Source organism: Rhizobium sp. SSA_523, assembly GCF_030435705.1.
Classification (GTDB): domain Bacteria; phylum Pseudomonadota; class Alphaproteobacteria; order Rhizobiales; family Rhizobiaceae; genus Neorhizobium.
This window is the reverse complement of the sequence record NZ_CP129382.1, coordinates 2454784-2468496: the sequence shown is the minus strand read 5'-3', so window position 1 is coordinate 2468496 and position 13713 is coordinate 2454784. Positions and strand designations below refer to the sequence as shown.

The 13713-nt window shown below is 62.7% G+C and carries 13 protein-coding genes; 11 read left to right on the top strand and 2 right to left on the bottom strand.

Going from position 1 to position 13713, the window contains the following annotated elements; translation table 11 throughout:
* Positions 1-9: 9 nt before the first annotated feature.
* From QTJ18_RS20100 to QTJ18_RS20080, 5 genes are all read left to right on the top strand, one after another.
* On the top strand, positions 10-423 hold the full coding sequence (locus tag QTJ18_RS20100; protein WP_252754346.1) for an MAPEG family protein: 414 nt from the start codon (positions 10-12) through the stop codon (positions 421-423).
* Complete coding sequence (locus QTJ18_RS20095; RefSeq protein ID WP_252754347.1) at positions 423-1067, top strand: LysE family translocator; 645 nt, start codon at positions 423-425, stop codon at positions 1065-1067. Before QTJ18_RS20100 ends, QTJ18_RS20095 begins: the two co-directional genes overlap by 1 nt.
* Positions 1068-1084: 17 nt before the next feature.
* Positions 1085-1840 carry an SDR family oxidoreductase gene (locus QTJ18_RS20090; RefSeq protein ID WP_252754348.1) on the top strand — a complete coding sequence of 252 codons (756 nt, stop codon included), beginning with the start codon at positions 1085-1087 and terminating at the stop codon, positions 1838-1840.
* 24 nt (positions 1841-1864) lie between these two features.
* Positions 1865-3271, top strand: coding sequence for a dihydrolipoyl dehydrogenase (lpdA, locus tag QTJ18_RS20085; RefSeq protein ID WP_252754349.1), 1407 nt, complete (start codon positions 1865-1867; stop codon positions 3269-3271).
* Between the two features lie 130 nt (positions 3272-3401).
* Positions 3402-3902: a cytochrome b gene (locus QTJ18_RS20080; RefSeq protein WP_252754350.1), complete on the top strand. Its 501-nt coding sequence runs from the start codon at positions 3402-3404 to the stop codon at positions 3900-3902.
* A 7-nt stretch (positions 3903-3909) separates the two neighbouring features.
* Here the strand turns inward: QTJ18_RS20080 and QTJ18_RS20075 are convergent, their stop codons facing one another.
* Both QTJ18_RS20075 and QTJ18_RS20070 read right to left on the bottom strand, forming a co-directional pair.
* The gene (locus tag QTJ18_RS20075; RefSeq protein ID WP_252754351.1) at positions 3910-4986 is read right to left on the bottom strand and encodes a TraB/GumN family protein; all 1077 of its coding nucleotides are present in this window, start codon (positions 4984-4986) and stop codon (positions 3910-3912) included.
* Positions 4987-5062: 76 nt separating this feature from the next.
* Positions 5063-5962, bottom strand: coding sequence for a tyrosine recombinase XerC (locus tag QTJ18_RS20070; RefSeq protein WP_289852163.1), 900 nt, complete (start codon positions 5960-5962; stop codon positions 5063-5065).
* Between the two features lie 182 nt (positions 5963-6144).
* On the opposite strand from QTJ18_RS20070, the gene QTJ18_RS20065 reads away from it, so the two are divergent.
* From QTJ18_RS20065 to atpA, 6 genes are all read left to right on the top strand, one after another.
* Entirely contained in the window at positions 6145-7071 is a 927-nt protein-coding gene (locus QTJ18_RS20065) for a GNAT family N-acetyltransferase (RefSeq protein ID WP_252754353.1), read from the top strand.
* Between the two features lie 126 nt (positions 7072-7197).
* The gene (locus QTJ18_RS20060; RefSeq protein WP_252754354.1) at positions 7198-8337 is read left to right on the top strand and encodes an AAA family ATPase; all 1140 of its coding nucleotides are present in this window, start codon (positions 7198-7200) and stop codon (positions 8335-8337) included.
* A gap of 342 nt (positions 8338-8679) precedes the next feature.
* Positions 8680-10896, top strand: coding sequence for a primosomal protein N' (locus QTJ18_RS20055; RefSeq protein WP_252754355.1), 2217 nt, complete (start codon positions 8680-8682; stop codon positions 10894-10896).
* A gap of 55 nt (positions 10897-10951) precedes the next feature.
* On the top strand, positions 10952-11335 hold the full coding sequence (locus tag QTJ18_RS20050; RefSeq protein WP_252754356.1) for an AGROH133_08824 family phage infection protein: 384 nt from the start codon (positions 10952-10954) through the stop codon (positions 11333-11335).
* A gap of 256 nt (positions 11336-11591) precedes the next feature.
* The gene (locus tag QTJ18_RS20045) at positions 11592-12158 is read left to right on the top strand and encodes a F0F1 ATP synthase subunit delta (RefSeq protein ID WP_252754357.1); all 567 of its coding nucleotides are present in this window, start codon (positions 11592-11594) and stop codon (positions 12156-12158) included.
* Positions 12158-13687: a F0F1 ATP synthase subunit alpha gene (gene atpA / locus QTJ18_RS20040; RefSeq protein ID WP_252754358.1), complete on the top strand. Its 1530-nt coding sequence runs from the start codon at positions 12158-12160 to the stop codon at positions 13685-13687. The genes QTJ18_RS20045 and atpA overlap by 1 nt, the downstream gene beginning before the upstream one ends.
* The last annotated feature ends 26 nt before the right edge of the window (positions 13688-13713 follow it).

Here is a 13713-nt window from a genome sequence, read left to right as displayed (position 1 = left end):
GAGGACGAGATGGATCAGCTCATCGTGCACGCAACGCCTTATGTGGCCTTGCTTGTCCTTTCGGTGGTCCTTCTCGTCGTCCACGTCATGATGCAGGGGTTTCTGGCAACCCGCGAGCTCGGTTCCCAGTGGAATGCCGGGCCGCGGGATGAGGAGCGCAAGCCGCAATCGCCACTTGCCGGACGCGCCGCGCGGGCATCGGCCAATTACCGCGAAACCTATCCCGCAGTGGTCGGCCTTCTCCTTGCCCTTGCCTTTTACGGCGACCTCACCGGCTGGGGTCTCATCGGCGGATGGCTCTGGTTTCTCTGCCGGCTCGTCTACATCCCGCTTTACCTCGGCGGCGTTCCCTATATCCGCTCTCTCGTCTGGCTGGGCTCGCTTCTGGGAATCGGGATCATGATTTTGGGGTTGTTCGTCTGATGCAGCCTTATCTTTTCGAACTCGCCTCGCTGATGGCGATCTTTTCCGTCGCAATCGTCTCGCCTGGCGCCGACCTCGCAATGGTCATGCGCCAGTCTATGGTCGAGGGACGCCAGGCGGCGATCATCACCAGTTTTGGGATCGGCGCGGCGCTGATGTGCCATGTCACCTACACGATCCTCGGGCTCGGCCTGATCATTTCCCAATCGGTCTATCTCTTCAATATCGTCAAATGGTGCGGCGTCGCCTATCTGATCTATATCGGCATCAAGTCGCTGAAGGCTGGCAAGACCGACATGACCATGACGGCTGGACCGCAGGATGCGCCGGCAAGCCGCCCGCAATCGCCGATCCGTGCCTTCATGCTGGGTTTCGCAGCCAATGCCCTCAATCCGAAGGCTGTGTTCTTCTTCCTCTCGATCTTCTCCACGGTGGTGAGCCTGGAGACGCCGATGACGGTGAAGTTCGGCTATGGCCTCATCATGGCCGGATGCCTGATCGCCTGGTTCGTGGCTGTCAGCGTCTTCATGACCACGCCCAGGATGCGCAGCGCCTTTTCACGCGCCAGTCAGGCAATCAACCGGGTGAGCGGCGCCGTCTTCATTCTGCTCGGCATCAAGCTCGCCGTGCAGAAAGCAGGCTGAGGGGCAGGAGAGAGAGCATGGCGACGGATCAGAAAGTCCTCTTGGTCACCGGCGCAAGCCGGGGTATCGGTGCCGCTGTGGCGCTGAAGGCGGCGCAGGCCGGTTTTGCCGTCGTCGTCAACTATGTCTCCAATGCGGCTGCGGCAGAGGCTCTGGTCGAGCGCATCCGTCAGGCGGGCGGAACGGCGCGCAGCGTCAGGGCCGATACCGCAAGCGAGGCCGATGTCATGGCCATGTTCGCCTTCATCGACCAGGAATTCGGCCGGCTCGACGGGCTCGTCAACAATGCCGGCGTCGTTGACCAGACGGCCCGCGTCGACGACATGTCGCGGGAGCGGCTGGAGCGCATGTTCGCCATCAATGTGATCGGCAAGATCCGCTGCGCATCGGAAGCGGTCAAGCGCATGTCGACACGGCACGGGGGCGGGGGCGGCGCCATCGTCAACATCTCGTCCATGGCCGCCGTTCTCGGCAGTCCCGGGCAGTATGTGGATTACGCGGCGGCGAAGGCCGCCATCGATACCTTCACGATCGGCCTGTCGCGCGAAGTGGCGAGCGAGGCGATCCGCGTGAATGCCGTCCGGCCCGGCATCATCGATACCGATATCCATGCATCCGGCGGTCTGCCGGATCGGGCACGGGACCTGGCACCGACGGTGCCCATGCAACGCGCCGGTACGGCGGAGGAAGTGGCGGAGGCGGTGGTTTTCCTGCTGTCGCCGCAGGCATCCTACGTGACGGGCGCTATCTTGAATGTGAGCGGCGGCAGATAACGTCGACAACGAAGGACTTCATTCATGGCTTATGATCTTATTGTAATCGGCACCGGCCCTGGCGGTTATGTCTGCGCCATCAAGGCAGCGCAGCTCGGCATGAAAGTCGCGGTGGTGGAAAAGCGCGCGACTTTCGGCGGCACCTGCCTGAACATCGGCTGCATTCCCTCCAAGGCCCTGCTCCATGCGTCCGAAGTCTTCGCCCATGCCAGCCACGGCATGGCCGATCTCGGCGTCGAAGTGTCCGGAACCACGCTGAACCTCGAGAAGATGATGGGCCACAAGGACGCGACCGTGAAGTCGAATGTCGATGGCGTGGCCTTCCTGTTCAAGAAGAACAAGATCGACACCTTCATCGGCACCGGCAAGATCGTCGCGGCCGGCAAGGTCTCCGTAACCGCGCAGGACGGCTCGGCGCAGGAGCTGGAGACCAAATCCATCGTCATCGCCACCGGTTCGGATGTCGCAGGCATTCCCGGCGTGGCCGTTGAAATCGACGAGAAGGTCATCGTTTCGTCCACCGGCGGTATCGCGCTCGACAAGGTGCCGGGCCACATGGTCGTCGTCGGCGGCGGCGTGATCGGTCTGGAGCTTGGTTCGGTCTGGATGCGGCTTGGCGCAAAGGTCACCGTCGTTGAATATCTCGATGGCATTCTCGGCGGCATGGATGGCGAAGTCTCCAAGCAGTTCCAGCGCATTCTGGCCAAGCAGGGCATGGAATTCCATCTCGGCGCCAAGGTGACCGGCGTCGAAAAGTCGGACACGGGTGCCAAGGTGACCTTCGAACCGGTCAAGGGCGGTGAGGCCCAGACGATCGACGCCGATGTCGTTCTGGTGGCGACGGGCCGCAAGCCGTTCACGGCCGGTCTCGGTCTCGAGGAAGCCGGCGTCGTGCTCGACAATCGCGGCCGCGTCGAAATCGATGGCCATTATGCCACGAATGTCCCCGGCATCTATGCCATCGGCGATGTGGTGAAGGGGCCCATGCTGGCGCACAAGGCGGAAGACGAGGGCGTGGCGCTTGCCGAAATTCTTGCCGGCCAGCATGGCCACGTGAATTACGAGGTCATCCCGGGCGTCGTCTACACCCAGCCGGAAGTCGCTTCCGTGGGCAAGACCGAGGAAGAATTGAAGTCGGCAGGGGTTGGCTACAAGGTCGGCAAGTTCCCCTTCATGGCCAATGGCCGTGCACGGGCCATGCAGGCGACAGAAGGCTTCGTGAAGGTCCTGGCGGACAAGGATACCGACCGCGTGCTCGGCGTGCACATCATCGGCTTCGGCGCCGGCGAGATGATCCACGAAGCGGCCGTCCTGATGGAATTCGGCGGTTCGTCGGAAGATCTCGGCCGCACCTGCCACGCCCATCCGACCATGTCGGAAGCGGTCAAGGAAGCCGCGCTCGCCACCTTCTTCAAGCCGATTCACATGTAAGAATCGGCATGGCCTGACGATCGTCAGGTGCAGCGTTACAAATCGGACAGGTTGAACGGTCCCGCTTGCGTGTCAGGCGGGGCCGTTTCATCTTTCGGGGCGTCGTCAATGGCTGTCAGAGGATCGTGCCATGCACCCCGCCGCCTTCTCCATTCCCCAGCGCGCCGTCCACTGGCTGATGGCCATTCTCATTCTGTTCAACCTGCTGTTCGCCGAAAGCATGGAGCATGTTTTCGATGCGCTGGAGCATGGCGCTACACCTGCGGCGGGTGATGTCTTCGGCGCCAATCTGCATGCCTATGTCGGGATTTTCGTTCTGGCACTGGCCGTTCTCCGGCTCATCTTGCGCTTGGCGCAGGGCGTGCCAAAGGCGCCCGCCGTGGAGCCGCCGGCGCTGAAGCGCGTAGCGAAGGTCACGCACGGCCTGCTTTATCTTTTGTTTTTCGCTATGCCGCTATCCGGCCTCGCCGCCTATTATGGCGGCGTGGAGGTCGCGGGCTTCGTGCATGGCGGGCCAATGAAGCTTCTGATGTGGATCTTCATCGCGCTGCACATCGCCGGGGCGCTCGTCCACCAGGTCTACTGGAAGACGGACGTGCTGGCCCGCATGACCTATGCCAAGACCCGATGAGGGGAGGTCACGGATCCGGCGTGAGCGTATAGCCGGCCTTGCGCAACAGCGTCACCAGGCCCTGATCGCCCGTCAGATGCAGGGCGCCGACGGCGATGAAGGCGCCGCCTTCTGCGAGAAGCGGCAGGGCGCGCTCGGCCATGCGGTGATTGCGGTCGGTCACGACGCGCTCCTCGAATTGCGCATAGCCTTCGCCCTCCGCACTGTCGGGGGCCACCACTTTCAGCATCGGCATCATCATGCCGATCTCGCCCTTCAGATAAAGATCCGTCATGGTCGTGGTGACGTCCGTCATCCGGTCGCCGAGCCGGACCATTTCCAGGAGCGATTTGACGTGGAAGTCGGTCGGGATCGAGGCAATCGCCTCGAGCTGCTCTTCCATCGTTTCCAGGCCCTGCACCTGTCGTCCTGCTTGCGCTGCGTCTTCGGCAATCTGCTTGTCGAGAAAATCGGCACCGCCTGTCTTGCGCGCCAGTTCGCAGGCCGAGAGGGCGAGAAAGGAGGACAGCATCCAGGGCTGCATGCGCGAGACGGCCGCAAGCGGTATGCCGCGCGCCTTCAATCCCGCTTCGAGGTCGCTCTTCTCCTGCGGCGTAAGGTAATGTTCGATGGTCCTGCCATCGGTCATCATGGTCAGTTGCGGCTTTGCCAGGAGCTTCGCCATGGCCTTGTTTTCGTCGAGGATCTCGTCGGATTCAACGATGATGACCCGGGCCGCTGCGGCTGCCGCTTTCGCGCCGTCCGGCATGGCCAGGACCCGCGGATCAGTGACATGCATGGTGCCGAGCAGATAGGAGGCCGCAAGACCGGGCTTCTCGATCTTCCAGAAGATGCTGTTGCCGTTTTCGATCTCTGCCGCCTCTGCCTGCAGCCGTGCATAGCCGGCAGGATCTTCGGCGCGCATGGCGGCCAGAAGATCGGTGCCCCGGCAGGCATCGTCCTGCGCGGCGCCGGCGGGGTTCAGAGCCCCGAGGATCAGGAGGAAGGAGAGGAGCAGCAGAAGATGCAAGCCCGCCAGCGCCCAGAGCGCAAGGTCGAAGATCTGGCTTGCAAGCCGCGTCGGGATAAAGGTGCGAAACATCATGACGCGATTTCTACCGGCGCGCGCTGCAGGAACGGTAAACAAGCATGGTTAACGGCCTTCGATCGAAACTCGAACGTCAGGCCCGCGGATGAGCCCGGTCGTAGACTTCCAGCAGACGCGCCTGATCGACGCCGGTATAGACCTGTGTGGTCGAAAGGCTGGCATGGCCAAGAAGCTCCTGGATGGTCCGAAGATCGCCGCCGCCTGCCAGCAGATGCGTGGCAAAGGAATGGCGAAGGGCATGAGGTGTCGCCGTTTCCGGCAGGCCGAGGGCGCCGCGCAGCTTCTGCATTTCCCGCTGCAGGACGGCCGGGTTCAGCTTGCCGCCGCGTGCGCCGCGAAACAGAGGCGAGTCCGCCTCCAGATGGTAGGGGCAGAGCCTGCTATAGTGATCGATCGCCGCCGGTATCACCGCAAGCAGCGGCACGAGACGGGTCTTGCCACCCTTGCCGGTGATGCGCAGAGCGCTGGCCCCTTGCGGTATATCGGCCGGTGTCAGATTGAGCGCTTCGGAGATGCGCAGCCCGCATCCGTAGAGCAGCGTGAGAATGGCGGCGTCGCGGGCAGCAATCCAGGGTTCCTCATGCAGCTGCGCGTCTTCCGTCACGAGGTTGAGGGCTTGGGGCGCACTCAAGGGCTTGGGAAGCGATTTCGGCTGCCGGGGCGCGCGGATGGCGCCGGCGGCGGCGGCATTGATCAGGCCCTTGCGCTCCAGATAGCGCAGGAAGGAGCGCAGCCCGGCCAGATGACGCCCGAGCGACCGGGCCCCCGCACCGTCGCGCCGTCGCTGCGCCAGAAAGGCGCGCAGATCAGCCGTGCGCAGCGTGTGGATGTCCGACAGGCTTGCCGGATCGCCGAGATGGGCGGTGAGAAAGACCAGGAACTGGCGCGTATCACGCTCATAGGCATCCAGCGTGCTCTCGGCCATGCGTCGTTCATGACGAAGGCTGTCGAGCCACTGGCTGCGCTTCTCCATGAGATCCGGTGAACCGGGGATAAGGATGTCGTTCACAACTTGCCCGTTGAATTTACGCGTCGAAACGCCACATTGTGCGATGGGCGTTACCAATTCGATAAGGCCGCGCCTGCAGAACCGGATGGTCACATTTCCATCACGGATCGCTGCAATACAGACCTGACCTGCAGGCGGGAGTTTATATGCAACGCCGTGAAGAGACGTCGTCCTTCGGTCATTTGGCCCAATCCATCGCCCTGATTTCGCAAGGAAATCCCGGTCATATCGTGGATACGCTGATTGCCGAGCGCGGCACCCGCATCGTCCGTCACCCGATGTGGCCGGTCGTTCGACCCTTTCTGTATTCGCTCTTGCGCTATAGCAGCGCGATCCGGTTCACCGATGCCGTTTCCGGGCTCTCCGGCTTTGACTCCTTCGCCTATCTCAGCGACCTGCTGACCCTCGATATCCGGGTCCGCAATGCCGAGCGCATCCCGGCCAGCGGTGGCTTCATCCTTGTCAGCAATCATCCGACGGGCATTGCGGACGGTGTTGCGGTCTTCGATCTCCTGAAACATCGCCGACCCGATATGATGATCTTTGCCAATCGCGACGCAGTCAGGGTCAATCCGCGCTTTTCGGAGATGATCATCCCGGTGGAATGGCGCGAGGATTACAAGAGCAAGGACAAGGCCCGCGAGACCCTGCGGCTGACCAATCATGCCGTCGAGACAGGCAAGGTCACGGTGCTGTTTCCCTCCGGCCGCATTGCCTACTGGGCGGATGGTCGGCTGAACGAACGGCCCTGGAAGACGTCTGCTGTCGGCCTGTCGCGCAAATACAATCTGCCGATCCTGCCTATGCACATGAAGGCCCGCAATTCCGGCCTGTTCTACTGGTTCGCCAAATGGTCGACCGAATTGCGCGACATGACGGTCTTCTACGAGCTTCTGAACAAGAAGGGCGATCTCTTCGATTTCACCATCGGCCAGATGATACCGCCGGAAGATCTGGATGGCGATCCGGCACTTGTTACCAAGGCGCTGGAGCGGCATACGGTGTTCGAACTGGCCGACGATCCGGAAGCCAAGTTTGCGCCGGTTCTTCGCGATACCTCGGTCGCAGCCTGACGACCGGTCGCAGGCTTAGGATTGGTCGCAGCCGGCGCATCACGCTGGCGACAGGCACGTTTCGTCTCCGGCCGCTCGTCTTCGGCCGCCAATGGCGGTCTTTGCGGCTCCTCATAGAGATCAGCCATGCTGCTTCGCTCAATGTTTGCCGAAAACTATCGCTCGCTCCGGTCGATCCGCATGGATCTGGGCGGCGTCAACCTGTTCATCGGCGCGAATGGTGTCGGCAAATCCAATCTCTACCGTGCCCTTCAACTGGTGCAGGCGGCGGTGCGCGGCACGCTGGCGCACGAGATTGCGGCGGAAGGCGGCATGGCCTCGGCCCTGTGGACCGGCCCTCGGCGAAACGAGAAGAACGTCCGCATCAGGCTCGAGATCGAGGTTCTGGACGAGGAGCGGGCCGTTACCTTCCGATACAGGGTGGAGGCGGGCCTGCGCCGGCCCGTCGATGCGGCGGGCTTCATGTTCGAACCGCAGGTGAAGGCAGAAACACTGTCCGTCGAAACCGGCTCACGCCCGGTGACGATGATGAAGCGCGAGGGTCCGGGCATCATGGTGCGCGGCATGCAGGGCCGCATGGAAGACTATCCCGAACAGGCAATGACCTCGGAAACGGCGATCGCGCTGCTTGGCGATGCCGGCCATTATCCCGAAATCGGCGCCTTTCGCCGGCTGGTCGATCATTGGCGGTTCTTTCACGGTTTCAGGACGGACCGTGACTCGCCGCTGCGCCATCCCTGCCTGGCCGTGACCTCGCCGCTGCTCGACGAGGACGGAGCGAACATGGCGGCGGTGTTTGCCACGCTTGTCCATATCCGTGGCGATACGGTGGAGCTCGACCGGGCGATTGCGTCCGCGCTGGGTGGCGCAAAGCTGACCGTGCCGGAGCCCGGCGACTATGCGGATTTCGGTCTGACCGTCCCGGATTTTCCCCAGAGGGTCTTCAAGCCGCGCGAACTCTCGGACGGCCAGATCCGCTTTCTCGCGCTTGCCGCGGCGTTGATGTCGTATCGCCATCCGCCTCTGATCGCGTTGAACGAACCGGAGGCAAGCCTGCATCCCGACATGCTGCCGGCGCTTGCCGATATGGTGGCCAAAGCGTCGCAATACAGCCAGGTATGGATCGTCACCCATTCGAAACCCTTGGCGACAGAAGTCGGCGAGCGATGCGGCATGCGTCCCAAGCGCGTCATCCGCAAGGACGGCGCCACCTGGATCGAGGGCATGCGGCTGACCGGCATGGTTGATGAGGATGACCTCGACTAGGGTCTTTTGACAATCAGGTTTCGGACGGGCGCGTTTCGGACTTGGTTGCTGAACAGGCGAAAAGCGCAAGGGATACTCAAATGTATCACGAGCATTTCCAGCGCATTCAGCGGGCAAATCCGACGCGTCCGCAGGATTTCTCAGAAAATAGCCCATTTCGGCGTCGCGAAGCCTTGAAAGGGGTTGACCCTTCCTGCGGCTTCGCTTCTGAAACTGGGCTATTGTCTCGCAAACCACGTTCCAAACCCTGAATGTCAGCAGACCCTAGACGCTTATGGCGGGCCTGCGACGGCGCGCCGCAAGGGTTCCCTTTTGTTCCGCATCGGGGCATTGTCCCGCCCCATGGATAAAGATTCGTCCGACCTGTTTGGCGCGGTGTTCGATACGCCGCCGCACCGTGTCGTGCCCGTTCTGGTGCCCCTGCCGGTGCCGGAGCCCTACAGTTATGCGGTTCCGGTCGGAATGGCGGTGGAGCCGGGTTCCATTGTGCAGGTCCCGCTCGGTCCGCGCCAGGTGGTGGGCGTCGTCTGGCACGGCAGCCGGGAGGATGGCCTGGACCCCAAGAAGCTGCGGCCGATCACCCAGGTCTTCGATTGCCCGCCTTTGACGCAGGAAATGCGCGACTTTGTCGATTGGGTGGCCTCCTACACTCTGTCGCCTCCCGGGCTTGTGGCCCGCATGGCGGTGCGGGTTCCGGCGGCTCTCGAACCGGAGCCGATGATCGAGGCGCTGCGCTATCTCGGCGGCGAGCCCGACCGGGTCACGCCGGCGCGCATGCGCGTGCTCGAGCACCTGCGCGAGGATCTGCCGATGACCCGCAGCGGCCTTGCCCATGCCGCAGGCGTCTCGCTGAGCGTGGTGGACGGGCTGGTGAAGCAGGGACTGTTTGAGACGGTGTTTCTGCCGCCGGCGCCGGTGGTTGCCATGCCCGATCCCGATTACACGGCGCCGCGTATCGAAGGACCGCAGAAGCAGGCGGCCTCCGAAATTGTCGAGACCATGCAGCAGGGCGGCTTTTCCGCCTCGCTCATCGACGGCGTGACCGGATCCGGCAAGACCGAGGTCTATTTCGAGGCGATCGCCGAGGCGCTGCGTCGCGGCAAGCAGGTCCTGATCCTGCTGCCGGAGATTGCCCTGACAGCGAGTTTCCTGGAGCGGTTTCAGGACCGTTTCGGTGCAAAACCTGCCGAATGGCATTCCGACGTTGCGCCGCGCATGCGCGAAAAGGTCTGGCGCGGCGTGGTCACGGGGGAGGTGCGCGTCGTGGCCGGCGCCCGTTCGGCGCTGTTCCTGCCGTTTGAGGAGCTCGGGCTTGTCATCGTCGACGAGGAGCATGACCCGGCCTACAAGCAGGAAGACCGGGTGTTCTACAATGCCCGCGATATGGCAGTGGTCCGGGCGCGCATCGGCGGCTTTCCCATCGTGCTTGTCTCGGCAACGCCGTCGGTGGAAAGCCAGGTGAATGGCCTGAGCGGCCGCTACCATCTCGTCCACCTGCCGACCCGCTTCGGAGAGGCAGCGCTTCCGGACCTGCACCTGATCGATATGCGGCGGCATCCGCCCCAACGCGGCGGCTTTCTCTCGCCGGTGCTTTTGCGGGCCGTGAAAGCGACGATCGAGCGGAAGGAGCAGGCGCTGCTCTTTCTCAACCGCCGCGGCTATGCGCCGCTGACGCTCTGCCGGGTCTGCGGCCATCGCTTCCAGTGCCCGCAATGCTCGAGCTGGCTTGTGGAGCATCGTTTCCGGCAGCAGATGCAGTGCCATCAATGCGGCTATCACGAGGCGATCCCGGAAGCCTGTCCCGAATGCGGTACGCTGGACCATCTGGTGGCCTGCGGGCCGGGGGTGGAGCGGATCGCCGAAGAGGTGGAGGCGCATTTTCCACAGGCGCGCACCATCGTCATGTCGTCGGATCTTCTCGGCGGCGTGAAGCGCATGCGGCTTGAACTCGAGGCGATTGCCAAGGGCGAGGCCGATATCGTCATCGGCACGCAGCTCGTCGCCAAGGGGCATAATTTCCCGCTGATGACGCTGGTGGGCATAGTGGATGCCGATCTCGGCCTTGCCAATGGCGATCCGCGCGCTGCCGAGCGGACGTTCCAGCTTTTGAGCCAGGTCACCGGGCGTGCCGGGCGAACCGGCCTGAAGAGCCACGGCCTCCTGCAGACCTATCAGCCCCAGCATCCGGTGATGCAGGCGATCGTCTCCGGCGATGCGGGTGCCTTTTACGATCGGGAAATCACCGAGCGGGAAAAGGCCCTGCTGCCGCCCTTCGGCCGTCTGGCCTCGCTCATCGTCTCCGCCGAGAGCCGCGCCGATGCCGAAGCGCATGCCCGCGGCCTGCGCGCTGCCGCCCCGAGGGTAACCGGCATCACGGTTCTGGGGCCGGCCGAGGCGCCGCTGGCCGTGGTGCGCGGGCGCCACCGTTTCCGGCTCCTGGTGCATGGCCGACGCAACAGCGACATGCAGACCTATCTGCGCACGATCCTGTCGAAGGGTCCAAAAGTGCGCGGCACCGTGCATGTGCAGCTGGATGTCGATCCGCAGAGCTTTCTATGAGAATCAGCGGCCGCTTGCTAAGGCTCGCGCAGACAGTGATCGAGAACAGGACGACATGGATTTCTACTTTCCCACCGAATTTCCCGAGCAACTGGCCTTTTGCGGTGCGGCGGCCACGGCTCTGATCGGACTGCTGATGTTCGTGATGCCGGCATCTGCGCTCAAGATCGGCGGCTTCAGCATCGGCGATGTGACGGCCGATGGCTATGCCGCCGTGCGCTCGTCCGGCGGCATTCAGCTCGGCCTCGCGCTGACCGCGCTCTTCCTGGCCCAGGACTGGACTTACCTCGCGCTCGGCGCTGCCATGCTCTTCGGATCTGCCGGTCGGCTGATCGCCATGGTTGCCAATCGCGGCGCAACGATCAGGAATGGCGTAATTATGCTCTTACAGGTTGCAATAGCGCTTCTGCCGCTCGGTTACGTGTTTGGTTATTTCTGACAGGGCCAATGGCCTAAAAGACCGGTTTCGACGAATTCGACCCAGGAATGACACAAAATCGTTTAAACCCTTTGCCGTTAAGGCTGTTTCCGGGGTTACGCGTGTTGCGAGTCCCCACGTCCTATGCTAGACGAACCGCGAATTTCGGAAACAGGTTGAGGCCCGCCTCTCCCCGAATTGAGAAATAGAAGCAAATTCAAGCGTTTGCCTGACTCGGGGGAGTTGGTCGGCTGCTTGAGTGAAAATCAGGGAAATTGTGCCCGTGGCAGACACATCCCAGCAGACATCGGGAGTAGCCGAACGTTACGCTCAATCGCTATTTGAGCTGGCGCTCGAGGCAAATGCCGTTGATCAGGTGCGTGCCGATCTTGATCGTTTCCAGGCCATGATCGATGAGAGTGACGATCTGAAGCGGCTGATCGCCAGCCCTGTCTTTTCCGCAGATGACCAGGCGCGCGCCGTGTCGGTGCTGGCCGAACGGGCCGGGATTTCCGGCTATGTCGGCAACTTCGTGAAGGTCGTCGCGTCCAACCGTCGTCTGTTCGCCTTGCCGGGCATGATCCGCGCCTTTCGTGAGATCGCTGCCCGTCATCGCGGTGAAGTGACTGCCGAGGTTGTCTCGGCCCATGCGCTGTCGCAAGCGCAGGAAGATGAACTGAAGTCGGCGCTGAAGGGCGTGACCGGCAAGGACGTCGCCATCGACGTGACTGTCGATCCTTCGATTCTCGGTGGACTGATCGTCAAGGTCGGTTCCCGCCAGATCGACACGTCCCTTCGCACCAAACTTTCCACCCTTAAGCTTGCACTGAAAGAGGTTGGCTGATGGATATCCGCGCCGCGGAAATTTCCGCAATTCTCAAAGATCAAATCAAGAATTTCGGCCAGGAGGCTGAGGTTTCCGAAGTCGGCCAGGTTCTTTCCGTCGGTGACGGTATTGCTCGCGTTTACGGACTGGACAATGTCCAGGCCGGTGAAATGGTCGAGTTCCCGGGCGGCATCCGCGGCATGGCCCTCAACCTGGAATCCGACAATGTCGGCGTGGTTATCTTCGGCTCGGACCGCGACATCAAGGAAGGCGACACCGTCAAGCGGACCGGCGCCATCGTTGACGTGCCGGTTGGCCCGGAACTGCTCGGCCGCGTTGTCGACGCACTCGGCAATCCGATCGACGGCAAGGGCCCGATCAACGCGACCCGCCGTTCGCGCGTCGACGTGAAGGCGCCCGGCATCATTCCGCGCAAGTCGGTTCACGAGCCGATGTCGACCGGCCTGAAGGCCATCGACGCGCTCATCCCGGTTGGCCGCGGCCAGCGCGAGCTCGTCATCGGCGACCGCCAGACCGGCAAGACCGCCATCATTCTCGATGCCTTCCTCAACCAGAAGGCCATTCACGACAATGGTCCGGAAAACGACAAGCTGTTCTGCGTCTATGTCGCGATCGGCCAGAAGCGTTCGACCGTTGCCCAGTTCGTCAAGGTTCTCGAAGAGCGTGGCGCCCTGCAGTATTCGATCGTGGTTGCAGCAACCGCCTCCGACCCGGCACCCATGCAGTATCTGGCGCCGTTCGCCGGCTGCGCGATGGGCGAATATTTCCGCGACAACGGCCAGCATGCCCTGATCGCCTATGACGACCTGTCGAAGCAGGCCGTCGCCTATCGCCAGATGTCCCTGCTGCTGCGCCGTCCGCCGGGCCGCGAAGCCTATCCGGGCGACGTCTTCTATCTGCACTCGCGTCTCCTCGAGCGCGCTGCCAAGCTCTCCGACGAGCGTGGCTCGGGTTCGCTGACGGCTCTGCCGATCATCGAAACCCAGGGCAACGACGTGTCGGCCTTCATTCCGACCAACGTGATCTCGATCACCGACGGCCAGATCTTCCTCGAAACCGACCTGTTCTACCAGGGTATCCGCCCGGCCGTGAACGTTGGTCTCTCGGTTTCGCGCGTCGGCTCTGCCGCCCAGGTCAAGGCGATGAAGCAGGTGGCCGGCTCGATCAAGGGCGAACTTGCGCAGTACCGCGAAATGGCGGCCTTCGCTCAGTTCGGCTCGGATCTGGACGCCTCCACGCAGCGCCTCTTGAACCGCGGCGCGCGCCTGACGGAACTCCTGAAGCAGCCGCAGTTCTCGCCGTTGAAGACGGAAGAGCAGGTTTCGGTGATCTTCGCCGGCGTCAACGGCTATCTCGACAAGCTTCCGGTCGCTCAGGTCGGCAAGTTCGAACAGGGCCTGCTGAACTACCTGCGGACCGAAGGCAAGGATATCCTTGATACGATCCGGACCGAAAAGCAGCTGTCGGATGATACCCGCGCCAAGCTGAAATCGGCCCTGGATTCCTTCTCCAAGACCTTCGCCTGAACGGAAAAGCTCAAGGACCGATAACG

Excerpts from the sequence above, each read along its gene's own strand:
- QTJ18_RS20075 (WP_252754351.1), bottom strand. The coding sequence starts at position 4,986 with ATGATGTTTCGCACCTTTATCCCGACGCGGCTTGCAAGCCAGATCTTC.
- QTJ18_RS20060 (WP_252754354.1), top strand. The coding sequence starts at position 7,198 with ATGCTGCTTCGCTCAATGTTTGCCGAAAACTATCGCTCGCTCCGGTCG.
- QTJ18_RS20050 (WP_252754356.1), top strand. The coding sequence starts at position 10,952 with ATGGATTTCTACTTTCCCACCGAATTTCCCGAGCAACTGGCCTTTTGC.
- QTJ18_RS20080 (WP_252754350.1), top strand. The coding sequence starts at position 3,402 with ATGCACCCCGCCGCCTTCTCCATTCCCCAGCGCGCCGTCCACTGGCTG.
- lpdA (WP_252754349.1), top strand. The coding sequence starts at position 1,865 with ATGGCTTATGATCTTATTGTAATCGGCACCGGCCCTGGCGGTTATGTC.
- QTJ18_RS20090 (WP_252754348.1), top strand. The coding sequence starts at position 1,085 with ATGGCGACGGATCAGAAAGTCCTCTTGGTCACCGGCGCAAGCCGGGGT.
- QTJ18_RS20055 (WP_252754355.1), top strand. The coding sequence starts at position 8,680 with ATGGATAAAGATTCGTCCGACCTGTTTGGCGCGGTGTTCGATACGCCG.
- atpA (WP_252754358.1), top strand. The coding sequence starts at position 12,158 with ATGGATATCCGCGCCGCGGAAATTTCCGCAATTCTCAAAGATCAAATC.
- QTJ18_RS20070 (WP_289852163.1), bottom strand. The coding sequence starts at position 5,962 with ATGGAGAAGCGCAGCCAGTGGCTCGACAGCCTTCGTCATGAACGACGC.
- QTJ18_RS20065 (WP_252754353.1), top strand. The coding sequence starts at position 6,145 with ATGCAACGCCGTGAAGAGACGTCGTCCTTCGGTCATTTGGCCCAATCC.
- QTJ18_RS20100 (WP_252754346.1), top strand. The coding sequence starts at position 10 with ATGGATCAGCTCATCGTGCACGCAACGCCTTATGTGGCCTTGCTTGTC.
- QTJ18_RS20095 (WP_252754347.1), top strand. The coding sequence starts at position 423 with ATGCAGCCTTATCTTTTCGAACTCGCCTCGCTGATGGCGATCTTTTCC.